Below are 22,758 nucleotides of genomic sequence, written 5' to 3' on the forward strand. Positions count from 1 at the left end.
CGGAAGAAGCGGAAGAAGCGGAAGAAGCGGAAGAAGCGGAAGAAGCGGAAGAAGCGGAAGAAGCGGAAGAGGCCCACAGCAAAAGCCCTGCACCAAAAAAACGGGCCGCCTTGCGGCGACCCTAATGCGTGGAATTCAGACTCTACGCACGCAAACTTAAGACCGGCTTAAACGCGCAAAGCTGAATGCGGGATGCGCACTGAAGGTCGAATCCGCGCACGAGCGCACCCGGACCGGCGCCCGAGCGGCGCGGTTCGGATGAGTAAAAATTTCGACCGACGAAAAAGCGCCAGAACCTAATTGCCGAAAACGCTATTTTCGGCGCGCACGTTCTGACGGTCGACGGCTTGCAAGCGCCAGAAGCCGCTTGTCGGCGCGCGCGTGGGCAACGCCGTCCACGCTGCGGCGCCTTGTGCCGCGCTTACGCGTTGTTTGCGATCGACGTGCAATCCGCGCAGCGTGCACAGCGGCGCATCCGCGCTCGGCGCACAGAGCGTGGTTACGCCATTGTCGTCGTGTAACTCGCCCCACGGGGGCAGATCGATCCCTTGATGCGCTTCCCTCGACCACCGGTGCTCTTCGGTGTCGAGCCATAAGACAGCATAATCGTGACTGACGGTGGGATCGGAACCGTTGATGAGAATGGTCAGGCGCATGGCAGTTCCGTGCAAATTGCGAAGTAATGCTTTATCAGTCTATGCCGCGACGCGCGTTATGCAAGGCAAAAGGTACGACGATCCGGCACGAAAAAACTTACGCATGGCGCATACGGCTGTACGATAGCCGCGTCTATAAGACATTCGTGGAGGCGCGCCATGCTGCGTCAATTTCTGCAACTCACGATGGTGGCGGGATGCCTGGGCGCGGTATCGACGCTCAGCGTCGCGGCGGACAGCGCCCCCTTCGCAGCGCCAGCGCCGATCGTCTATGTGTCCGACTTCGAACTCGACGTGGCCAACATGAAACCTGACAGCGGACCGGGGCAACGTGTGCGCCGCCTGCGCGGCCTGCTGCCGAGCGGCCCGGGGCCGTTAGGCCCGGACAAGAATCCGGAGGATCACGCCAAGGACATCGTGAACGAGATGGCGGACGCGCTGACTGCGGATCTGAAAAAAGGCGGTGTCGACGCACGCCGCGTTGCGCCCGGCCAGCCGTTGCCCGCAGCCGGCTGGCAAGTGCGCGGCGTGTTTCTGAGCGTCGACGACGGCAACCGTCTAAGGCGTGCAATGGTTGGCTTGGGTGCGGGGCAGAACGACATCCAGGTGGCGGTGTCGTGCGACAGCTTGGGAACGGCTGATTTGCCGCCGCTCTATCAGGCCGTCGAAGAGGCCGACAGCAAGGGTAAGCCAGGCGCGGTCATCAAACTCAATCCATATGTGATCGCGGCCAAGTTCGTGATGGCGAGCGGCGATGAGAAGAAGACGATCAAAAAGACCGCGCAAGAGATCTCGGATTCAGTGATTGCCAAGCTGCACGGGGTGGCGCAGTGATTGATGCGCTGCCGCCCACCCTCGTGCGATAGGCCCGCAGATCAGGCTCAGGTCAGATCCAGCGTACCGGTCAAATCTCCAAGCGGCGCCAGGCCATTTTGCGCAAACGCCCGATCTCGTGCGACAACCCCATCCAGCGGCGCCAGCCCATGCACCCGGCTAATCAGACGAAGAATCGAATTAGTGTCATACACCGTATGATCGACATACCCCTTCTTCGCCAACGGCGAAATCACCAACGCGGGAATCCGCGATCCCGGCCCCCAGCGGTCGCCCTTCGGCGGTGAGACCGGATCCCACCAGCCGCCGTTTTCATCGACCGTGACGACCACGACAGTATTGGCCCACTGCGGGCCCCGCTGAATATGCTCGATCACATTCGAAATGTGACGATCCCCTGATTCGACGTCTGCGTAACCCGCGTGCATGTTCAGATCGCCCTGCGGCTTGTAGAACGTAACCGTCGGCAAACGCCCTGCATCGATATCGGCAATCAGGCGATTGGTGGACGCGTCGTTGCCGAGGCCCGCATCGCGCAGATACTTGCGCCGCGCGGCCGTGCCCGGCGCGTAACTGGTGAAGTAGTTGAACGGCTGATGGTGGTACTGGAAGTCCGGCACCGCGCCCGTGTCCTGATGCTCCAACGCGTATTGCCACGCGCCGCTGTACCACGCCCAGTCGACGCCCTTGTCCGTCAGACGGTCGCCGATCGTCGCGAAGTTTTGCGGCGGCAGCACGCGCGGATTCGACAGGTCGGCGAACGCGGGATTGCCGCCTTCGGCGGGACGCACGTTGCTTGGCTGATAGGGCGGCGCCATGGTGTTGACGGCGTAGCCGTCGGCGGTAAATGCGCCGTCGTTGACGAACTTCGGCGGACCGTCGAGCGCGGACGCGGGCGACTCGGCCGCCTGTTTCAGCCGGATGCCGGTCGGATCGTCGCCTTCGACGACCGAGACCATCTTCTTCGCCGGACTGTTGTGGATGTCGGGATAGAACGGCGCCTGTGCCGAGATCAGAAAGATATGGTTCAGCCACGAGCCGCCGAAGGCCGCCATGAAGAAGTTGTCGCACAGCGTGTATTGCTGCGCGAGATTCCACAGACGCAGCGTGTCGGCGGAATTGCGGTAGTGTCCCATCACCAGGCCGCCGGAGTCGCCCCATGCGGCGAACTGATTGTTGCGCCCGGCGTTGATCTGCATCTGGTTCTGATAGAAACGATGCACCAGATCGCGCGTGATCACACCGGTCGGCAACGGTGCGCCCTGCGCATCGACGATATGGAAGGGCCCGTTGCGAAGGTTGCTGATGTCCTTCTGACCAATCATGTAGCGCTTGCCGTCCACCTCCTGCGCTTGCGGCACGAGGCCGCCCCAGATTGCGGGCAGGCGCGGCAGCGGCGTCTTGCCGTCGCGGTCGAGTTGCAGATAACGCTCGGCGCTCACCGCATCGAGCGGATGGTGCACGCCGGGAAAGTTGCCGTACAGGTTCGCGAAGCTGCGGTTCTCGGCGTAGATCACCACGATGTGCTTGACCTGGTCGCGTAGCGCGGCGTCGAGTCGCAAGTCGGCGGCACTGCGCGGCGCCGCGTCGCTCGCGGTACTTTGCTCGGTCTTGCAACCGGTCAGCGCGAGTCCGATGCCGACTGCCGCGAGCCCGGTCAGGACACGGCGGCGCTCAGGATCGTCGGGGGCGTTGTCGGGGTTCGGCGGCAGGGGGGAGTCGTTGTCTGTCATCGGTAGGTTTCGATTTAGCGTGACGGGCGCTTAACAGCCTTTAGCTACCACTCGGGGCAGCGTGCGCGCGGCACCGGGTTCAGATATATGCAGTGCGCAGCCCGGATAAACATGCGAGTCGGCAACTCGAACCTGGACGGATTCGGACATGAGCGTGGCCTCCGGACGCCTGGCGGGAACGAAAGCGCGGTGCACAGACTTCGCGCAATGGACCGGATCAAAGGATAGCACCGCGAGAAACGAAAATGACCGCCGTGTGCTTCGCGCTATCATGTTGATCTGTATCCGATGAACAGCAGAGACAACGGCAAAGACGGCAGCCAAGATGGCAAAAGAAGAGCAGACACGAGCGGGACGCAAGCACGCGAGGCCACGCGGCGCGCTGGCCTCGACGTCGCAGGACGATGCGGCGTTGTCCCACGCAGACAGCGCCGATTCAACCGATTCCACCGATGAAGAGAGCACCAGCGGATCGACTTATCTCGTGCCGGGCCTGGAGCGCGGCCTGCGCATCCTCGCCGAATTCAGCGCACGCGAGCCGATTCTGGGCGCACCCGAATTGTCGAAGCGTATCGGCATTCCGCGCACCACCACATTTCGTCTATTGCAAACGCTTGAAGCGTTAGGCTTTCTCGAGCGCGTGAATGGCGACCGCTATTTCCGCTTGAGCGTCGCGGTGCTGCGGCTCGGCTTCGAATACTTGAGTTCGCTCGAGCTGACCGACGTCGGCACGCCGATTCTCGAACGTTTACGCGACGCAACCGGCCTCAGCACGCATCTGCTGATCCGCGATCAGCGCGACGTGGTGTTCGTCGCCAAAGCGCAAACGCATGAGCCGATGTTCAGTTCGGTGAAAGTGCATGTCGGGACGCGTCTACCCGCGCATGCCACCGTGCATGGTCAGGTGCTGATGGGCGATTTGAGCTTCGAAGAATTGCGTCAGTTGTATCCGGAGGCGCAACTCGAACGTTTTACCGAACGCACGCCGGCGACTGTCGAAGAACTGTATGGACGAGTGCGCGAAAGCGCGGCGCTCGGCTACGCGTTGAGCGAAGCATCTTTTGAAAGAGGAATCTCGGTGGTGAGTGCGCCGGTGCGCGATCAAAGCGGCAAGATCACGGCTGCGTTGACGGTCACCATTCCGCGCTCCGATATCGGCGAAGCGGAAGAACGCGAGCCGCTCGTCATCGCGGTTTGCCAGGCAGCGCTCGAATTGTCAGAACGGCTCAGTTATCGTCCGCGGCCGGATGATCCGACTGCGGCTCAAGCGCGCCGTAGGCCAGTTGCGGCGAACTGATTCGGCTTCTGTTTTTGCTGATATAAAAACGGCCCGGGTGCATAAGCAGCCGGGCCGTTTGCTTTATGGCGTCGACATTTATACCGAAATGACTGACATCAGAACGAGTGGTGGATACCCGTCAGGAAAATCGTCTGGTTCCGGCCGCTCGACACCCCCGCAGTAAAGAACGCGGCATCCGTATTGGAGCCTGCGCGCTCATACAGCGCATTCACATACAACTGCGTCGACTTCGACAGCGCGTAGATATCGCCGATCTCGAACTGCGTCCAGCGATGACCGGCCATCGTCGTCGTCGCGGCGCCGCCGGCGACGGTGTTGAACGGCGTGAACTGATAATTCGCACCCACGTCGTAGCTCTGATACGTGTCCGAATGGCCGGACGATTCCAGCTTCACGCGCGTGTACAGGCCATGCACCAGCAGCTTGCCGAACTGGTATGACGCGCCCGCGCCCATGTTCTCGACCTTGTCCGCCGTGTAGGTCGCCGCGGCGACGCCCTGAAAGCTGGTGATGCCCGTTGTCACGATCGATGGCGTACGGTTGTGCTCGTTCGCATAGGTCGCGCCGGCCTTGAACGGACCGTTCGCATAGCTAAGCGCAAAGCTCAGTGTCTTGCCGGTCGAGAAGTTCGTCGTATTGCCGAGACCCATCATCGCGCCGACCGAAAAACCGCCGAAACTCGCCGAGCGGAACTTCACCGAATTGTCGAACGGCACCACGCCGGTGTCGGCGAGTTCGTCGATGTTGCCGGGGTGGAACGCGTACCAGCTCGCGGCCAGATAAGCCGTGCTCAACGGACCCAGCACGTCGAAGCTGAACGGCGTTTGATGACCTAGTGTCACCGTGCCGATCTGGTCCGAACTCAGTCCGACAAAAGCTTGGCGATTGAACAGCGTGCCCGCTTTGGCGAATGCCCCCGTGTTCGTATAGAAGCCGTTTTCCAACTGGAAAACCGTCTTAAGACCACCGCCCAGATCCTCGACGCCTTTCAGGCCCCAGCGGTCGGGCTGCATGTTGCCCTGCTCCTCGATCCACTTCGAATGGCCACCCGCATTGCTGATGTACGCAATACCGGCGTCCAGGCTGCCGTATAGCGTCACGCTGCTTTGCGCCCAGGCGCCAGTCGTTGCGCAGATTGCCGTCAAGCCGGCCGCCGCAATGATGTGCTTCACCGTTGGTTCTCCTGATCACACGACGAATAGCTCGCGCCGATTTCGTCGTCCCTGATCCTCGCTTTGGGTTGAATGCAGTTTTGGGTTTATGCGCCAAAACTGCTCCTCTTTATGTTCCACCTATGGGCGTTCGTATCGCCTATGGAAAGTATAGTGAGTCTAGAAGTGGTCAAAATAAATTTTCGGACCCCGTACAAACCCGCATGAGGGTTTCGGTATTCATCTGAAAATTATGGGAAAACCCAAGCCCATAAAGGCTCCCGAATAAAAACGACCTCTCATGTCAGTTCACACAAAGCTGTGTTGTGAACGCCACAGTCGGTGTTTTCCCCTACCAGCCCAGATTTTTATTTTCTCTGGTTAAGGTCACTCCTATAATTATCCATACACGAACTGACGTTCCTTGTATGGAACACAGAGCTTCAGGAGAAGGCGAGAAATGAGTGAACAATGGCGCTGCGCCGGCCATGCCGGCGACCTGTCCGACGACGCGCCGCTCGAGTTCAAACTCGACGGCACCGAAATCGGCATCTACAAGGTGGGCGATGCGCTGTACGCGCTGGAAAACGTCTGCCCCCATGCGTATGCGTTGCTGACGCAGGGCTTTGTCGACGGCGACACCGTCGAATGCCCGCTGCACGAAGCCGTGTTCCATATCCCGACCGGCAAATGCTTGAAAGAGCCCGGTGGCCGCGACCTGAAGATGTACTCGGTACGTCTCGCAGGCGAAGAAATCCAGATCAAGGTGGAATGACATGCGAGAGCAAACCGTGAACTTCAATCCCTTCCTGAAGCCGTGGCTCGCGCCGCAGCCGAACAACGTCGCCGGCAAGGGCGTGATCGAAAAACCGGGTGAGACCGAAAACTTCATCTGGCAAACGCGTAAGGCCGAGCCGACCCAATACGAAAACGACTTCGGCGATGCGCTCGAAAAAGTCTTCGAAGCCGGTGCGAATGAGTTGCAGGAAGTCGTCGACGGGTTGAACCGCGTGGGCTTCCGCACCCCGGAAGGCAGTACATGGGATGCCGACCGTCTCGCCGCCGAATTCCGCCTGCTCGCCGAATAAGCGCGCTTTCCCGAACACGTTTCATCGCTTTCGTACCCGGAGTCTCTGCATGACGTCCCCCAATACAACGACACAAGCCGCGGCCGATCCGATCCAGTCGTATCTGAACAAAGGCCTGCGTAATTACTGGTATCCCGTTACGCCGAGCTGGCAAGTCGGCGACGCGCCGGTCGGCATCACGCGTCTCGGCGACCAGATCGTGCTGTGGCGCGATAAGGAAGGCAAAGTCCGCGCGCTCGAAGACCGTTGCCCGCACCGCGGCGCACGCCTGTCGCTCGGCTGGAACCTCGGCGGCAGCGTCGCATGCTGGTATCACGGCATTGAAATCGACGGTGGCGGCACGGTCACGAAAGTCCCGGCCGTCTCGAACTGCCCGCTGGAAGGCCAGAAGTGTGTGAAGTCGTATCCCGTCGAAGAACACGCCGGTGCGATCTTCCTGTGGTTTGGCGACGACGCGCATAAAGAACCCACGCCGCTCGTGCTGCCGGAAGAACTGGTCGGCGAGGAATACGCCAACTTCCTATGCATGTCGAACTGGAAGTGCAATTACCAGTACGCAATCGACAACGTGATGGACCCGATGCACGGTGCGTATCTGCACGCGACCTCGCATTCGATGGCCGAAGGCGACAAGCAGGCTGACATGCGCGTGCGCAAGACCGAAACCGGTCTGATGTTCGAGAAGGTTGGCCAGCGCGACGTGAACTTCGACTGGGTTGAACTGGGCGAAACCGGCACGCTGTGGATGCGTCTCGCGATTCCGTACAAGAAGAAGTTCGGCCCGGGCGGCAACTTCGGGATCATCGGTTTTGCTACGCCGGTCGACGAAAACAACTGCCAGGTTTACTTCTGGCGCACACGCAAGGTGTCGGGCTGGCAGCGCGACGCGTGGCGCTTCATGTATCGCAATCGTCTGGAAGCGCTGCACTGGGCCGTGCTGGAACAGGACCGCTATGTTCTCGAAAGCATGGCGCCGAATGCACGCGAGCACGAATTCCTCTATCAGCACGACGTCGGCATGACACGTGTGCGCCGGATGTTCCGTCAGCGCGCGCAACAGCATTTCGCTGAACTGGACGCTTATCACGCTCAAGCGGCTCAAGCCACTCAAGCCGGCGGTACTCAAAACGAAGCAGCAGGCCACAGCCATGCATAACGAAGCGCCTTCGGCATCGTCAGCACTCAAAGGGCGGCGTGTCCTCGTGACGGGCGGCGCGCGCGGTCTCGGCGCAGCGTTCGTCCGCTCGCTGGTGCAAGCGGGTGCGCAGGTGGTGTTCGGCGACGTGCTGCATGACGAAGGCCGTGCGCTGGCTGCATCGCTGATCGAGCAAGGTCATGCGGTGACGTATCTGCCACTCGATCTCGCCGACCCCGCCAGCATCAAGCAATTCGCCGATCAGGCCGCAGCGCAACTCGGCGGGCTGGACGCGCTGATCAACAACGCGGCGATCACCAACTCGGGCGGCAAAGTCGCCGACGAGTTGTCGGTCGATACGTGGGACGCCGTGATGAACGTCAACGTGCGCGGCACGTGGCTAATGAGTACTGCCGCGCTGCCGTATCTGCGCGACTCGGGCCGCGGCAGCATCGTCAACATTGCGTCGGACACGGCGATGTGGGGCGCACCGAAGCTGCTGGCGTATGTGGCGAGCAAGGGCGCAGTGATCTCGATGACCCGCTCGCTGGCGCGCGAATTCGGCGCACATCAGGTGACGGTCAATGCAATCGCGCCGGGTCTCACCGAAGTCGAGGCCACCGCGTACGTGCCTGCCGAGCGTCATCAGTATTACCTGCAAGGCCGCGCGCTCACGCGCGCACAAGTGCCCGACGACGTTACCGGGCCGGTGCTGTTCCTGTTGTCCGACGCCGCGCGTTTCGTGACCGGTCAGTTGCTGCCGGTCAACGGCGGCTTCGTGATGAATTGATCTTGTCGAATCGAAAGGAGAAAGAGATGGCGGACGCCGATATCGAACGCAAATCGTGGGAACAACCCGCGGACGCGAGCTTTGCACAATGGCTGGACACCCGCGTGGCACGGCTGGAAACGCGTCGCTACGACTGGGACGCGCTGAAATTCCAGGCCGACTACGACCCGAAATATCGCCGCGCGCAAATGCGCTATGTCGGCACGGGCGGCACGGGCGTCGCGAAAGACATGAACACAGTGCCCGCAGGTGGCTTCACGTTTTCGACGATGGTGATCCCGGCCGGCAACATCGGCCCGAGCCATATTCATATGGATGTCGAAGAAATTTTCTTCGTGCTGCGCGGCAAGATGAAAGTGATCTGCGAGAAAGACGGCGAAACGTGGGAAGCCGTGCTGGGCGAGCGCGATCTGATTTCGGTGCCGCCGGGCGTGTATCGCACGGAAGTGAACATCGGCGAAGAAGACGCGTTGATGTGCGTGATGCTCGGCGCAGCCAAGCCGATCACGCCGACATATCCGCCAGATTCACCGTTGGCCAAGCTCAAACGCTAAGCCCTCACGTTCGTTTTGAAAACACCCGAGAAGGAAATCATGTCGGCAGTCCCGTCCGCTACCGTCGATCAGAACGCTACGCTCGAAGCGCGCCTCGCGCGCTTCCCGGCGCAGCAGATCTGGCTGGCATCGCAACGCGCGGTCAGCTATCGCGAGGCGGATAGCGCCGAAGGCGATGCACTGCCTTTGGTGCTGCTTCACGGTATCGGTTCGGGCGCGGCTTCGTGGGTGCAGCAGTTTGAAGTGCTGGGTGAGAGGCGCCGTGTGCTGGCGTGGGATGCGCCGGGGTACGGTGCATCGACACCCGTAGAAGCCGAGTCGCCCGCAGCAAGCGATTACGCAACTGTATTGAAGGAATGGCTCGACGCGCTTGGCATTGAACGCTGCGTGCTGCTGGGTCATTCGCTTGGCGCGATCATCGCTGGTGCGTTTGCCGTAGCGAATCCGCAGCGCGTGGCCGGCTTGCTCCTGTTGTCGCCGGCTGGCGGTTATGGCGCTTCGTCGGCCGAAGTGCGTGAGACGAAACGCGATCAGCGTCTCGCCATGATTAACGAACTCGGCCCGCAAGGTCTCGCAGAAAAACGCAGTACCAATATGTTGTCCGCCCACGCGAGCGACGAAGCACGCGCATGGGTGCGTTGGAACATGTCGCGCGTGATCCCTCACGGCTATGCGCAAGCGACGCATCTGCTCGCCAACGCCGATCTTGCCAGCGACCTCGCGCGTCACAAAGGCTGCGTCAATGTAGCCGTAGGCGCTGATGACACGATTACGCCCCCCGAAGCCTGCGAGCGGCTTGCACTTGCCGCCGGCACCCAATTGCAGGTCGTGCCACGCGCCGGGCACGCCGGCTATATCGAAGCACCCGCCGCGTACACCGCGATCATCGACACGTTCTGCCGCGCGAGCGACGGACAACGGAGCCAATGAATGACGCCCGACACTGCTAACGCCGAGCGCGACGCGGACGACGACCGCAACGACACCAGCAGCGATATCAGCTATCGCGTGCCGGGTCTGGAACGCGGTCTGAAGATTCTGACGGAGTTCTCGCCACGCGAGCCGGTTCTCGGCGCACCGGAATTATCGAAGCGCTTGAAGATTCCTCGCACGACGGTGTTCCGTCTGCTGCAAACACTCGAATCGCTCGGCTTTCTCGAGCGCGCCGATAAAGACCGCAACTATCGCCTCGGCGTCGCGGTGCTGCGGCTCGGTTTCGAATATCTGAGCTCGCTCGAATTGACTGACCTCGGTTTGCCGATCATCGAAGCACTGCGCGACGACACCGGCTTGACGAGCCACATCGTGATTCGCGACGGACGTGATGTCGTATTCGTCGCCAAGGCACAAAGCCACGCGCCGATTTTCAGTTCGGTGAAGGTGAATGTCGGCACCCGCCTGCCTGCCTATGCGACGACGCACGGTCAGGTATTGATGGGCGACATGACGCTCGACGACCTGAAGAAGCTCTATCCCGAGCCGGAACTCGAACGTTTCACGAAACAAACGCCCGCCACCCTCGACGACCTGTACGAGCGCATTCGCGACGACGCAAAGCGTGGCTTCGCGATTAGCGAGTCGTCGTTCGAGCGCGGCATTTCGGTGGTCAGTGCGCCGGTACGTAACGACACAGGGCGCATCGTCGCCGTGATCACGACGACGATTCCGCGCCACGAGATTGACGCCTCGCTGCTCGACAGTGGCCTGATCGACAAGGTCCGACGCGCGGCTGACGAACTCTCGCAGCGGCTCAACTATCGGCCGAAGAGTGGTCCGGACGCAGGTGCGAAATACATGAAGGCATTGGGGCTCAAATGATTCAAATCGACTTGACCGGGCAGATGGCGGTGGTGACGGGCGGTTCGTCCGGCATCGGCCTCGCAGCTGCCGAATTGTTTCTCCAGGCAGGCGCCTCGGTCGCGATCTGCGGGCGTAACACTGAGCGTCTCGCACAAGCGGAAGCCTCGTTGAAGGCGCAGTTTCCTGATGCGCAACTGCTCGCGCATACCAGTGACGTGCTCGACGCCGACGAAGTGGCAGCCTTCGCGCAAGCGGTGCAAGCACGTTTCGGCCGCACTGACATGCTGGTGAACAACGCGGGCCAAGGCCGCGTATCGACTTTCGCCGACACCACCGACGACGCCTGGCGCGAAGAACTCGACCTGAAGTACTTCAGCGTGATTCGCCCGACCCGCGCGTTCCTGCCGATGCTGCGAGATGCCGCAAACCCGGCAGTGGTGTGCGTGAATTCGCTGCTCGCACTGCAACCGGAGCCGCACATGGTGGCGACTTCGTCGGCACGTGCCGGCGTGCTGAGCCTCATCAAATCGCTCGCGGTCGAACTCGCGCCGCAACGTATCCGGGTGAATTCGATTCTGATCGGCATCGTCGAATCGGGTCAATGGCGCCGCCGTTATGCGAAAGAAGCGCAGCCGGGCCAGAGCTGGGAAGACTGGACCGCCGAACTGGCACGCAGGAAAAACATTCCGCTGGGCCGCTTCGGTCGCCCCGAAGAAGCCGCACAAGCACTCTTTTACCTGGCTACGACGCTGTCGTCCTATACGACGGGCAGCCACATCGATGTTTCTGGAGGCGTTGCACGACATGTCTAACAAAACCACCGTTGGCGAACTGATCGCCGCTTTTCTCGAGCAATGCGGCGTTCAAACCGCATTCGGCGTGATCTCGATCCACAACATGCCGATCCTCGACGCGATCCACAACCGCGGCAAGATCCGCTATGTCGGCGCACGTGGCGAAGCGGGCGCGGTGAACATGGCCGACGGCCTGGCGCGTGTCTCCGGCGGCCTCGGTGTTGCGTTCACCAGCACGGGCACCGCAGCGGGTAACGCAGCGGGCGCGATGGTCGAAGCACTGACGGCGGGCACCGCGTTGCTGCATATCACTGGCCAGATCGAAACCGAATACCTCGATCAGGACCTCGCTTATATCCACGAAGCGCCGGATCAATTGTCGATGCTGTCGTCGATCTCGAAGGCCGCGTTCCGCGTGCGCTCGGTCGAAACCGCATTGCCGACGATCCGCGAAGCGGTGCGTGTCGCGCAAACCGCGCCGAGTGGTCCGGTCAGTGTCGAAATTCCGATCGACATTCAAGCTGCCGAAATCGAATGGCCTGCCGACCTGGACGCGCCGCACGTTACCACGCTCACGCATTGCAGCAAGCGCGTCGCGCAGTTGGCAGAGCAACTGGCAAGCGCAAAGCGCCCGCTGTTGTGGCTGGGCGGCGGCACGCGTCACGCGCGTGCTGCGGTTGAGCGCCTGGTGGCGTTGGGCTTCGGCGTTGTAACCAGCGTGCAAGGCCGTGGCGTGCTGCCGGAAGATCATCCTGCGACGCTCGGCGCGTTCAACGTGCATGCCGCTGTCGAAAGTTTCTACAAGACATGCGATGCGCTCGTGGTGGTCGGTTCGCGTCTGCGTGGCAATGAAACGCTGAAGTACAAGCTGGCGCTGCCGCAGCCGCTGTATCGCATCGATGCCGACGCGCTTGCCGACAATCGCGGCTATCGCAACGACATGTTCATTCACGGCGATGCATCGTCAGTGCTTGAAGAACTCGCGACGCTGCTCGAGGGCCGCCTCAAGGTCGATCCGACGTTCGCGCAAGACCTGGCCGCTGCACGCGAAAGCGCAGTCGCCGATGTGGGCAACGGCCTCGGCCCGTACAAGCGGCTCGTCGACGCTCTGCAACAGGCAGTGGGCCGCGACTACAACTGGGTGCGCGACGTCACGATCTCGAACAGCACGTGGGGTAACCGCATGCTGAAGATCTTCTCGCCGCGCGCGGGCGTTCATGCACTCGGCGGGGGCATCGGCCAGGGCATGCAAATGGGTATCGGCGCAGCACTCGCTGGCAATGCCGCGAAGACGGTGTGCCTGGTCGGCGATGGTGGCCTGATGGTCAACGTCGGCGAACTCGCAACGGCCGTGCAGGAAAACGCCAACGTCATGATCGTTTTGATGAACGACCAATGCTACGGCGTGATCCGCAATATTCAGGACGCGCAATACGGTGGCCGCCGCTGCTACGTCGATTTGCACCAACCGGATTTCGCGCAGTTTTGCGAGAGCCTGAAGCTCACGCACTACCGCATCAAATCGCTCGACCAGGCTGAGGAAATCATTCGCGAAGGTATGGCGAAAACCGGCCCGGTGCTGGTCGAAGTGGACATGCTGTCGGTCGGCTCGTTCGCCACCGCGTTCGCGGGGCCGCCGGTCAAGGAAAAGGAGCCGGAACATGCATGAGCCCGGCTACGCGGGGCATCACGCGCCCGTCGACGTCGCGATGATCGGCTTCGGCGCGATCGGCCAGGCGGTGTATCGCTCGGTCGAGTCGGACCCGACGGTGCGCGTGTCGCACGTGATCGTGCCGGAACGTCATATGGCGTCGGTGCGTGAAGTGGTGGGTGCATCGGTCGACGTGGTCTCGTCGGTGTCCGCGTTGAGGAGTCACCCGCATTTCGCGCTGGAATGCGCGGGGCACAGCGCCCTGGTCGATCACGTGGTGCCGTTGCTGAAAGCCGGCACGGATTGCGCGGTCGCGTCGATCGGCGCGCTGTCCGACATGATGCTGCTCGACGCGTTGTCCGCAGCCGCCGATGAAGGCGATGCGACGTTGACGCTGCTCTCGGGCGCGATCGGCGGCGTGGATGCGTTGGCCGCAGCGAAGCTCGGTGGCCTTGACGAAGTCCTGTACACGGGCCGCAAGCCGCCTTCGGGCTGGCTCGGCACGCCCGCAGAACAGATGTGCGATCTGCACGCGTTGACCGAAGAGCGCGTGATCTTCGAAGGCAGTGCGCGCGAAGCGGCGCGTTTGTATCCGAAGAACGCCAATGTTGCCGCGACGATCGCGCTTGCCGGCCTGGGTCTGGACCACACAACAGTGCGCCTGATTGCCGATCCGAACGTGTCGCGCAATGTGCATCGCATCGTGGCGCGTGGCGCATTCGGCGAGATGTCGCTGGAAATGTGCGGCAAGCCGCTGCCGGACAACCCCAAGACCTCAGCACTGACCGCGTTCAGCGCGATCCGCGCGCTGCGCAATCGCGCGGCCCGCTGCGTGATTTAAGACATTAGCTGATTAGCTGAAGCAAACCGGAACGACCGACATGACTCACTTCGATACCAGCCTCGTGCCCACCGGCGATATTTTCATCGGCGGCGAATGGCGGCAAGGGCGTGGCAACCCGTACAAAAGCCTGTATCCGGCGGATCAGTCGGTCAACATGGAAATCTCGACGGCCAATGCCGACGACGCCCGCGAGGCCGTGGAAGCCGCGGATATCGCATGGCGCCGCGCGGATTGGTCGGGCCTGAAGCCGCATCAACGCGCGCTGATTCTGTACCGCGTCGCCGATCTGATCATGGCGCGTCACGAAGCGCTCGCGCAATTGCAGCGCCGCGATAACGGCAAGCCGATCAGCGAAACGCGCGTACTGGTGGCGAGTGCTGCGAACACGTTCCGCTATTTCGCTGCGTGCCTCGAAACGCTCGACGAAGAAGTGACGCCGTCGCGTGGCGACTATCTGACGATGAGTATCTACGAGCCGATCGGCGTGATCGCGGCGATTACGCCGTGGAATTCGCCCATTGCATCGGACGCACAGAAGCTGGCGCCTGCGTTGGCTGGCGGTAATGCGGTGGTGTTGAAGCCCGCCGAAGTCACGCCTTTGGTTTCGCTGGCACTGGCGCGTATCTGCGAAGAAGCCGGTGTGCCGAAGGGTGTGATCAGTGTGGTGCCAGGTAAAGGCTCGGTGATCGGCGACGTGCTGGTACGCCATCCATTGGTCAAGAAAGTGTCGTTCACGGGCGGCACCGAAGTCGGCCGAGGCATCGCGCGCATCGCAGCGGACAAACTGATGCCCGTGTCGCTGGAACTAGGCGGCAAGTCACCGACCATCGTATTCGACGACTCCGATCTCGATCACGCCGTGAACGGCGTGCTGTACGGCATTTTCAGTTCGTCGGGCGAGGCGTGCATCGCGGGTTCGCGCCTATTCGTGCAGCGCTCGATTTACGACGCGTTCATGAAGCGTCTTGCTGAAGGCGCTCGCAAGCTACGCGTCGGTGACCCGTCGCGGGCGGAAACGCAGATGGGTCCGCTCATTACCGCAGCGCATCGCGAAACCGTCGAACGTTACGTCGCATTGGGCCTGGAAGAGGGCGGCCGCCTGCTGTGCGGCGGCGAACGTCCGGTTGGCGATGGCCGGGAACAAGGCACGTACTTCCAGCCGACGATCCTCGAAGGCCTGACGAACGACGCGCGCATCTGTCAGGAAGAAATCTTCGGCCCGGTGCTGGTCGCGATGCCGTTCGACGACGAAGCATCGCTGCTCAAAGAAGCCAACAACAGTGTGTTCGGCCTCGCCGCCGGCATCTGGACGCGCGATTACAAACGCGCCTACCGGATCGCCCGCGCGCTTGAAACCGGCACCGTGTGGATCAACACCTACAAGCTGTTCTCGATCTCGACGCCGTTCAGCGGCTGGAAGGAGAGCGGCATGGGACGCGAGAAGGGCCGTCTCGGCATCCGCGAATACATGCAGCAGAAGAGCCTCTACTGGGGCTTGAACGACGCGCCGCTGGCGTGGGCAAACTAATACGCAAGAGGCACGTGATGACGATTCTCGGCATTGAACAGATTATTTACGGCGTGACGGATCTCGCCTCCTGTCGGCAGTTCTTCGCGGACTGGGGCCTCAAAGAGACCGAACACGACGACAAGCACGCGCGCTTCGAAACGCTGAACGGCTGCACGGTTCTCGCCGTCGACGCGAACGATCCGTCGCTGCCACCCGCCTTCGAAGAAGGCCCGACGCTGCGTGAAGTGACCTGGGGTGTGGCAACGAAAGCCGAACTCGACGAATTGCGCGGCCGCTTTGCCGGTCAGCCGGGCCACTTCGAAACTGAAGATGCGGCTGGCTGTATCGATCCGAACGGCATGGCGATTCGCGTGGAAGTGACCCGCAAGCGTGCTTTGGATATCCACGGTTCGCCGTCGAACGTATGGGGTCAAACGCTGCGCGTCGATCAACCGTCGCCGATTTACGAACGCGCCGAACCGGTTGAAGTGGGCCACGTGGTGTTCTTCACGAATCGACTCGCGGAACAGGAAAAATTCTACCAGGACCTGCTCGGCTTCGAAATGTCGGACCGTTATCCGGGCCGTGGCGCATTCATGCGTTGCGCGCCGCACGGCGGCCACCACGACATTTTCCTGCTCGCATTGCCCGGCGGTAAGCGCGGCCTGAATCACGTCGCGTTCACCGTGCGCGATATTCACGAAGTGTTCGGCGGCGGCATGCATATCAGCCGTTGCGGTTGGGATACGCAGCTCGGTCCGGGACGTCATCCGGTGTCGTCGGCGTACTTCTGGTACTTCCAGAATCCGGCTGGCGGTTTGATCGAGTACTACGCCGACGAAGACCAGCTCACGCCCGAATGGCAGCCGCGCGATTTCGAACCGGGTCCGACCGTCTTCGCCGAATGGGCGATCGACGGCGGCATCGACGGCAATACGCGTCGCCAGAAGAACGCGAAGGCGCCGGAAGGCAAGTTCATGACGGAGCGGAAAAATGACTGACGCTGCTGCTGAAAAGGCACAAGCCGCGCATGCCGGACTCGAAGCGCCGCGCACGATCGTCGTGATCGGCGGTGGTCAGGCGGCGGGTTGGGTTGTGAAGACGTTGCGCAAGGAGGGCTTCGACGGCCGCCTCGTAATGATCGCCGATGAGATTCATTTGCCATACGAGCGTCCGCCGTTGTCGAAGGCCGTGCTCGCGGGCGAAGCGGATATCGAAACCGTGCGGCTTGTTAAGCCCGACGATTTCGACGCGCTGAACGTGGAGGCATGGCAGCCGGATTGCGCGACGTCGATTGATCGCGAACAGCGCATTGTGCGTACGCAGTCGGGTCGTGAGGTGCAATACGACCGCCTCGTCATCGCCACGGGTGGCGCCGCCCGCCGCTTGCCGGATGCTTTGGTGAAGACCTCGCACATTGCCTATCTGCGTACGCTCGACGAAGCCGTCGCGCTCGGCGAACGGCTGCGCGCAAGCAAGCGCGTGCTGGTAGTAGGTGGCGGCTGGATTGGTCTCGAAGTCGCGGCCACTGCCCGCAAGCTTGGCGTCGCAGCGGCGGTAGTGGAAGGCGCGCCGCGCCTTTGCGCACGCTCGTTGCCGCCGATGGTGTCGGATTTCCTGCTGCAACTGCATCGTGCGAATGGCGTGGACGTGCGTTTGAACGCATCGCTCGTGTCGATCGCGGATCATCCGAATGACGCCAATCGTATTCGCGCAACGTTCGCTGACGGTTCCACCTTGGACGCCGAGTTCGCGGTCGCCGGCATTGGCCTCACGCCGCACACGGCACTGGCGGAAGCCGCGGGTATCAAGGTCGAAGACGGCATCGTCGTCGATCATTTCGGTGCGACTGACGACCCGCGAATTTTCGCGTGCGGCGACGTCGCGAATCATCCGAGCGCGTGGTTGAAGCGCCGCGTGCGGCTCGAATCGTGGGCTAACGCGCAGAACCAGGCGATCTCGGTGGCGAAAGCCTTGCTCGGCACCTTCGAACCGTACGCGGACATTCCGTGGTTCTGGTCCGACCAATACGACATCAATCTGCAAATCCTCGGCGATATTCCGGGCGATGCGCAACTCGCTGTACGCGGTGATTTGCCGGGCAAACGCGCCACACTTTTCCATCTGGACGACGGCGCGATTCGCGGCGTGATCGCCATCAACACGCCACGTGAGCTGAAACTCTCGCGCAAATGGATGAACCAGGGCCGGACGATCGACCTTGCCACCCTGACCGACGCCTCAACGGCGCTTGCCTAACCCCACCTATGGACGGCACCACGGCATGAGAACCATCGACAACACTATGGGGGACCGCAGCAGCGCCGGTGTCTCAGGCCCCGTGACCCGGGGCTCGATCATCGCGCGTCTCGAGCGTTTACCGAAGAATGCGATGCAGGTGCGCGCGCGTATCCTGATCGGTCTTGCGACGTTCTTCGACGGCTTCGACGTGATCGCGATCGCGGCCACGCTGCCGCTCCTGATTGCGAAGTGGCATCTGACGCCGTGGGAAATCGGCTTCCTGATCGGCTCCGGTTCGGTCGGGCAGTTGATCGGTGCGTTCGTCTTTCCGTGGTACGCGGAGCGCAAAGGACGCGTGCAGGCGATTGCGTTGAGCTCGGGGATCATCGGCATTACGAGTATTGCGTGCGGCTTTGCGCCGACCTTCGCCGCGTTTGTCGTGCTGCGTGTGATTCAGGGGCTCGGGCTCGGCGGCGAATTGCCGGTGGCCGCGACCTATATCAACGAGATCAGCCGTGCGCATGGGCGTGGTCGTTTCGTGCTGCTGTATGAAATCGTGTTTCCGGTTGGTTTGCTCGCTTCGAACGCATTGGGTGCGTGGATCGTGCCGCGTTTCGGCTGGCAAGCGATGTACTTCATCGGAGGCATGCCGTTGATTCTGTTCTTCGTGCTGCGCAAGCTGGTGCCGGAATCCCCGCGTTGGCTGGCTGAACGCGAACGGATGGCCGACGCCGATGCCGCCGTGCATGTTTTCGAACGCGCTGTGAAAGGTCCACTTCCGCCGCCCGCCAATTCGGCTGAATTCGAAGCGATGGTTAATCGCCATCCGAAGCGCCGCATGGGCGATCTGTTCGGTCCGGCGTATCTGAAGCGCACGATGGCTGTGGCGATGCTGTGGATTACCTGCGGCTTCATCCAGTATGGTTTGTCGACCTGGCTGCCGACGATCTATCGCACGATTTATCACGCGCCGCTGCAACTGGCGTTGAATCTGGCGGTGGCGGCTTCGGTACTCGGCGTGGTGGGTTCGCTGACCTGCGCGCTGCTGGTCGACAAGGTGGGACGCAAGCCGATCATCAATTTGTCGTTCGTGGCGTGCGCGCTGTCGCTGTTGCTGGCGGGTGTGTTCCACGACTCGTCGGTGTATGTGGTGGCGACGTGCTGCGCGTTTTCGCTCGGCTTCCTCGCTTGCGGCTTCATCACGGCTTATGTGTACACGCCGGAACTGTATCCGACCAGCATCCGTGCAATGGGCTGCGGTGTGGGCGGCGCGTGGCTGAAGGTGGCGGCGATCTTCGCGCCAGCCATCGTGTCGAAGACGATGATCGGCGGCAATCTGCAAGTCGCGTTTTATATCCTCGCGGCGGTGCCGTTCATTGCGGCGATTGCGGTGCACTTTCTCGGTATCGAGACCAAGGGGAAGGTGCTGGAGCAGCTCGAGGCTTGATGTTCTTTTAGCGTGTGATGAGCTTGGTGGGCGGTTGATGTTGAAGTACAGCAGTAGCGGGACCGCTGTGGTAGGGAGACGAGGGGCGGACTGGGTGGTGCGCCTTTTGTTTTTTGAGCGGTGTCTTCAGGTGCGACCTTGAGGCGCCGTTCGTGGTGATAGCCGCCGCTGCTTGAATTCCTCAATAACCCAAACACCCATCAACCCCGCGCTCACGCAAGCGATGATGTCCGGCTTGGAGAGTGCCAGCGCGAGCCACACGAGGTGAACATAGCCGCGGAAAAACCCCGGCACGGCTCGGCGCAGGTCATTCCAACGCGTCGTCGCCAGCACGCCACCCGCTGCAGCCATGACCGTAAAGAGCGCCCACGCGAATTGCGTCGAACGCTCGTCCCGTTGCAACAGCAGAACGATCAACGCGACGAAACCCGCAAACCACATCGCCATCCCAAACTGCGCGAGGCGTGGTCGGCGCGCGAGCCAGACGCGGCACTCCTGTTGCGCAAAAGAGAAGAAAAAAGCGAACAGCATGCCGTGCGCGAACGGTATCGGCCATGCGCGAGGATCGGTAGAGAGCCAATGGCCGGCGAAGCCGAACCCGATTGCACCGACGACGGCCAGTATCACGAGCTGCTTGACGTGTGGCCATCCGTAGATCAACGCGGCCCATATCGTGCAGATGCCGAGCGTATCCATTGCGATTGAGGTCAAGCGTCCGCTACCGTCGTCGCACAACGAAGCGGCGGTCGCGCCAAGCCACACCGGAATCCAGCCGTAACGCAGCCAGCCAATCGAGCGCAGCGCCTGCAGTCGCTGTTGCTGCGGTTCGGACAGCAGCACCGTCGTCGCGGCGCTGGCGACCAGCGCTATCATCAGCGTGCCCAGAAGTACGGCCAACTGGATAGGCGTCCATTGACCGAGCCACCGATCGCCATTCAGGTCCATCGACGCGTTGGCGAACAGCAAGCCGCACCAGGCACTGAGCGCGAGCGCCGGACCGAACAGGCGCCCCGCGCCAATCCGGAACGTCAGGCAGCGAGTCCAGAACTCGACCTTCTCGCTGTCGAGCCGCAGGCGCACGACGTTCGGATGATCGCGACCAAGCGCAGTCAGCAACTGTTCCATCTCAGTACGCGCGCCGGCGCGAAGCAGGGCGTGTGCACCGGCCGCCAACGGAGGCTGCGGCGCTTCGAGGAGCGCCATGGCATTCGTGAAGCGTAGGCGCAGCGCGTTGTAGTCCTCGTCGGCGAACACACGGTCTAGTGCGAGGGTCGCGATGGCGGTGTTGCGCCGTCGCAGATGGGCGGCATTGTCCCGCCATCCGAGGACTGCGCTCAAATTCATGCGCAGCATGGCCGGCGCGTCCTCGTTCAGGCAATGAACCAGTGCTTGCCATTCGAGTTCGTCACGCGTCTGAATGTTGACGACTGCGGCGAACAGATCCTGCAGGGCACGGCGCGACTGGAGTTGTTCCCGTTGCGAGACGAAGTTTTGCCACAGCTGGACAGCGCTTTCGAAAGCGTCGGGTTCGCGACGCTGCGCTTCGGGCGGCGCTTGTCTCAGGCCGGACGGCAGCTGCGTCTTTTGCGCTGCGGGTGTCGTACGCGAAACTGGCGCTGTATCGGTGCCCGGTACGGGTTCGACTGCGGCATCAGCATTGACGCTCGCCACATTCCGCACTGACGTCAACTCAGACACCGACGTCGGGACCGGCACGGAGGCCGGTTCCGCCACAGAGAGCGGCACAGGCTCCACCGTCGGCTCTGTCGTCGTGGTCGGCAGAGGCACAGCTACCGACATTGGCTTACGTACTGACGCCGCGGCTACCGTCTCCGCCGCGCCCTTGCTCGCCATCTGCAAAGCAGACTCATACGCGTACCGCAGACGCTGAAACGCCTCGGCGTCCTCATCCGGGCGTTGCTGTTTCAGCAAACGCGCGTAAGCGCGGCGCACGGTGCGCTCGTCGGCGTTTGCCGCAATGCCGAGCACGTCCCACGGCCAGTGATAAGCAGAAGTCGTATTCATAGCCGATCAGTACGTCACATGCACATCGAAGCGATCCAGCAGCGCGCTCAGTTCACTGCGCACATGCGCGATTTCCTCGACGTTCTTCCGCTCAAGCAGCGACTGGAAGCGCGCGATATGTGCGGCCAGATACTGCCGATGTTCGCCTAGCGTTTCCTCATAGACGCGATCCGCGCGCGTGAGCAGCGTGCGATTCTCCAGTTGATCGCGCGGATGGATTTTCAGCGCGGTCAATGCGACGAGCCGTGCGCGGATTTCCTCCGCTGTCAGCACGCCGGGGTTTTCTTCGATCACCATCGCACGCTTCACCCCGCCGGGAAAAGCCGTGGCTTCCACTTCCAGCACGCCGTTGACGTCGTAGGTAAACCGAACATCGGCGCCTGCCTGCCCTGCCGCCCGGACAGGCACGTCGAGCGTGAATTCGCCAAGCGGCACGTTGTCGACGGTCAAACGCGCTTCACCCTGGAACACCTTGATGCTCAGTATCCGCTGGCGGTCGCTCACGGTGAAAATGCGCTGCATGCGACTCACCGGCACGATCGTGTTGCGCTCGATGATCGGCAGAAAGTGGCCCGGCACATATTGATTGGCACCAACCTGCATCGCGGTATCGATGCCGAGGCTATACGGTGCGACGTCGGTCAACACCAATTCATCGAGCCCTGCGTCCCGCGTGACGAGCCCTGCCTGCACGGCGGCGCCGAGCGCCACAACTTCGTCCGGGTTCAGATTGGCGGCGGGCAAGCGGCCGAACATCTTCGAGACCAGCTTGCGCACCATCGGCATACGCGAGGCGCCGCCGACGAGGATGATTTCGTCGAGTGCATCGACGGCGATCTTCGAATCGCGCAACGCACGCTCGACCGGTTTGCGCAGCCGCTGCAAAAGATGCTCGCAGGTCGGCTCCGCGGTGGCCGCGTCGAGTTCGAGGGTGTGCTCTTCATCGCCGACCGTGAGCTTGAGCATCACGGTCGCGGCACCATTTTGCGTGAGCAGACGTTTTGCACGTTCGGCCTGCTGATGCAGACGTTGCGCGGCAATCGGCGTGAGCGACTTGACTCGAAGGCTACGCTGAAAAAGGTCAACGCCATTGGGCGGTGAATCGTTAAATGCGGATGAAACAACAGACTCTTGCGATAGCGGCCGATCAAGGCGCCGGATTTGAACAGTACCGTCGGCGAACCAAACGTGATGTGTTCCTTGAA

21 protein-coding genes are annotated in these 22,758 nt (G+C 61.8%); 16 read left to right on the top strand and 5 right to left on the bottom strand.

Annotated elements, in window-relative coordinates; all coding sequences use genetic code 11:
* Positions 1 to 296 precede the first annotated feature (296 nt).
* Positions 297 to 656, bottom strand: a complete 360-nt coding sequence (locus tag VFE81_RS09120) for a DUF3564 domain-containing protein (RefSeq protein ID WP_325044280.1) — start codon at positions 654 to 656, stop codon at positions 297 to 299.
* Between the two features lie 159 nt (positions 657 to 815).
* Here VFE81_RS09120 and VFE81_RS09125 point away from each other — a divergent pair, with 159 nt between their 5' ends.
* A complete protein-coding gene (locus VFE81_RS09125) occupies positions 816 to 1,490 on the top strand; it encodes a DUF4410 domain-containing protein (RefSeq protein ID WP_325044281.1) in 675 nt (224 codons plus the stop codon).
* Positions 1,491 to 1,537: 47 nt separating this feature from the next.
* Here VFE81_RS09125 and VFE81_RS09130 read toward each other — a convergent pair whose 3' ends face one another.
* Positions 1,538 to 3,223, bottom strand: a complete 1,686-nt coding sequence (locus VFE81_RS09130) for an acid phosphatase (RefSeq protein ID WP_325044282.1) — start codon at positions 3,221 to 3,223, stop codon at positions 1,538 to 1,540.
* 325 nt (positions 3,224 to 3,548) lie between these two features.
* Between VFE81_RS09130 and VFE81_RS09135 the strand changes: the two genes are divergently transcribed.
* Entirely contained in the window at positions 3,549 to 4,520 is a 972-nt protein-coding gene (locus tag VFE81_RS09135) for an IclR family transcriptional regulator (protein WP_325044283.1), read from the top strand.
* 98 nt (positions 4,521 to 4,618) lie between these two features.
* Here the strand turns inward: VFE81_RS09135 and VFE81_RS09140 are convergent, their stop codons facing one another.
* Complete coding sequence (locus tag VFE81_RS09140) at positions 4,619 to 5,695, bottom strand: porin (RefSeq protein WP_325044284.1); 1,077 nt, start codon at positions 5,693 to 5,695, stop codon at positions 4,619 to 4,621.
* 439 nt (positions 5,696 to 6,134) lie between these two features.
* Here VFE81_RS09140 and VFE81_RS09145 point away from each other — a divergent pair, with 439 nt between their 5' ends.
* The 14 genes from VFE81_RS09145 to VFE81_RS09210 are packed head-to-tail and all read left to right on the top strand — an operon-like array spanning position 6,135 to position 19,528.
* The gene (locus VFE81_RS09145; protein ID WP_325044285.1) at positions 6,135 to 6,449 is read left to right on the top strand and encodes a non-heme iron oxygenase ferredoxin subunit; all 315 of its coding nucleotides are present in this window, start codon (positions 6,135 to 6,137) and stop codon (positions 6,447 to 6,449) included.
* Position 6,450: 1 nt separating this feature from the next.
* The gene (locus VFE81_RS09150; protein WP_325044286.1) at positions 6,451 to 6,762 is read left to right on the top strand and encodes a recombinase-like helix-turn-helix domain-containing protein; all 312 of its coding nucleotides are present in this window, start codon (positions 6,451 to 6,453) and stop codon (positions 6,760 to 6,762) included.
* Between the two features lie 49 nt (positions 6,763 to 6,811).
* Positions 6,812 to 7,918, top strand: a complete 1,107-nt coding sequence (locus tag VFE81_RS09155; protein ID WP_325044287.1) for an aromatic ring-hydroxylating dioxygenase subunit alpha — start codon at positions 6,812 to 6,814, stop codon at positions 7,916 to 7,918.
* Entirely contained in the window at positions 7,911 to 8,687 is a 777-nt protein-coding gene (locus VFE81_RS09160) for an SDR family oxidoreductase (RefSeq protein WP_325044288.1), read from the top strand. Before VFE81_RS09155 ends, VFE81_RS09160 begins: the two co-directional genes overlap by 8 nt.
* A 26-nt stretch (positions 8,688 to 8,713) precedes the next feature.
* The gene (locus VFE81_RS09165) at positions 8,714 to 9,241 is read left to right on the top strand and encodes a cupin domain-containing protein (protein ID WP_325044289.1); all 528 of its coding nucleotides are present in this window, start codon (positions 8,714 to 8,716) and stop codon (positions 9,239 to 9,241) included.
* A 39-nt stretch (positions 9,242 to 9,280) separates the two neighbouring features.
* Complete coding sequence (locus tag VFE81_RS09170; protein WP_325044290.1) at positions 9,281 to 10,171, top strand: alpha/beta fold hydrolase; 891 nt, start codon at positions 9,281 to 9,283, stop codon at positions 10,169 to 10,171.
* Entirely contained in the window at positions 10,172 to 11,059 is an 888-nt protein-coding gene (locus VFE81_RS09175) for an IclR family transcriptional regulator (RefSeq protein WP_325044291.1), read from the top strand.
* Positions 11,056 to 11,853 (top strand): SDR family oxidoreductase, encoded by a 798-nt coding sequence (locus VFE81_RS09180; RefSeq protein ID WP_325044292.1) that lies wholly within the window; start codon positions 11,056 to 11,058, stop codon positions 11,851 to 11,853. Before VFE81_RS09175 ends, VFE81_RS09180 begins: the two co-directional genes overlap by 4 nt.
* Positions 11,846 to 13,504, top strand: a complete 1,659-nt coding sequence (locus VFE81_RS09185) for a thiamine pyrophosphate-binding protein (protein ID WP_325044293.1) — start codon at positions 11,846 to 11,848, stop codon at positions 13,502 to 13,504. Before VFE81_RS09180 ends, VFE81_RS09185 begins: the two co-directional genes overlap by 8 nt.
* Positions 13,497 to 14,327 (top strand): aspartate dehydrogenase, encoded by an 831-nt coding sequence (locus VFE81_RS09190; RefSeq protein ID WP_325044294.1) that lies wholly within the window; start codon positions 13,497 to 13,499, stop codon positions 14,325 to 14,327. The genes VFE81_RS09185 and VFE81_RS09190 overlap by 8 nt, the downstream gene beginning before the upstream one ends.
* 40 nt (positions 14,328 to 14,367) lie before the next feature.
* Positions 14,368 to 15,858, top strand: coding sequence for an aldehyde dehydrogenase (locus VFE81_RS09195; RefSeq protein WP_325044295.1), 1,491 nt, complete (start codon positions 14,368 to 14,370; stop codon positions 15,856 to 15,858).
* Positions 15,859 to 15,875: 17 nt separating this feature from the next.
* Complete coding sequence (locus VFE81_RS09200; RefSeq protein WP_325044296.1) at positions 15,876 to 16,841, top strand: VOC family protein; 966 nt, start codon at positions 15,876 to 15,878, stop codon at positions 16,839 to 16,841.
* A complete protein-coding gene (locus VFE81_RS09205; protein ID WP_325044297.1) occupies positions 16,834 to 18,099 on the top strand; it encodes an NAD(P)/FAD-dependent oxidoreductase in 1,266 nt (421 codons plus the stop codon). Before VFE81_RS09200 ends, VFE81_RS09205 begins: the two co-directional genes overlap by 8 nt.
* A 25-nt stretch (positions 18,100 to 18,124) precedes the next feature.
* Positions 18,125 to 19,528 (top strand): MFS transporter, encoded by a 1,404-nt coding sequence (locus VFE81_RS09210; RefSeq protein ID WP_325044298.1) that lies wholly within the window; start codon positions 18,125 to 18,127, stop codon positions 19,526 to 19,528.
* Between the two features lie 126 nt (positions 19,529 to 19,654).
* Here the strand turns inward: VFE81_RS09210 and VFE81_RS09215 are convergent, their stop codons facing one another.
* Together VFE81_RS09215 and VFE81_RS09220 are read right to left on the bottom strand one after the other, a co-directional pair.
* Positions 19,655 to 21,553, bottom strand: a complete 1,899-nt coding sequence (locus VFE81_RS09215; RefSeq protein WP_325044299.1) for a J domain-containing protein — start codon at positions 21,551 to 21,553, stop codon at positions 19,655 to 19,657.
* 6 nt (positions 21,554 to 21,559) lie between these two features.
* Positions 21,560 to 22,594, bottom strand: a complete 1,035-nt coding sequence (locus VFE81_RS09220; protein ID WP_325044300.1) for an Hsp70 family protein — start codon at positions 22,592 to 22,594, stop codon at positions 21,560 to 21,562.
* Positions 22,595 to 22,758: the final 164 nt, after the last annotated feature.

Source organism: Paraburkholderia sp. (assembly GCF_035656215.1).
In the GTDB taxonomy this organism is placed as follows: Bacteria; Pseudomonadota; Gammaproteobacteria; order Burkholderiales; family Burkholderiaceae; genus Paraburkholderia.